The organism is Streptomyces flavofungini (assembly GCF_014650815.1).
Lineage (GTDB): Bacteria > Actinomycetota > Actinomycetes > Streptomycetales > Streptomycetaceae > Streptomyces > Streptomyces flavofungini.
Window position 1 is genome coordinate 1 of sequence record NZ_BMVR01000072.1, and the last position, 570, is coordinate 570.

A 570-nucleotide genomic window follows, 5' to 3' on the forward strand; every position below is an offset into this window, starting at 1 on the left:
GTTTTTAAGGGCGCACGGTGGATGCCTTGGCACCAGGAACCGATGAAGGACGTGGGAGGCCACGATAGTCCCCGGGGAGTCGTCAACCAGGCTTTGATCCGGGGGTTTCCGAATGGGGAAACCCGGCAGTCGTCATGGGCTGTCACCCGCTGCTGAACACATAGGCAGTGTGGAGGGAACGCGGGGAAGTGAAACATCTCAGTACCCGCAGGAAGAGAAAACAACCGTGATTCCGGGAGTAGTGGCGAGCGAAACTGGATGAGGCCAAACCGTATGCGTGTGAGACCCGGCAGGGGTTGCGTATACGGGGTTGTGGGATTTCTCTGCTGTCGTCTGCCGGCGACAGGACGAGTCAGAAACCGTTGATGTAGGCGAAGGACATGCGAAAGGTCCGGCGTAGAGGGTAAGACCCCCGTAGTCGAAACGTCAACGGCTCGTTTGAGAAACACCCAAGTAGCACGGGGCCCGAGAAATCCCGTGTGAATCTGGCGGGACCACCCGTTAAGCCTAAATATTCCCTGGTGACCGATAGCGGATAGTACCGTGAGGGAATGGTGAAAAGTACCGCGG

1 rRNA gene is annotated in these 570 nt (G+C 57.7%); it reads left to right on the forward strand.

The window, feature by feature from the left end:
- Positions 1 to 570 (forward strand): 23S ribosomal RNA (locus IE274_RS39175); the annotation flags it as partial.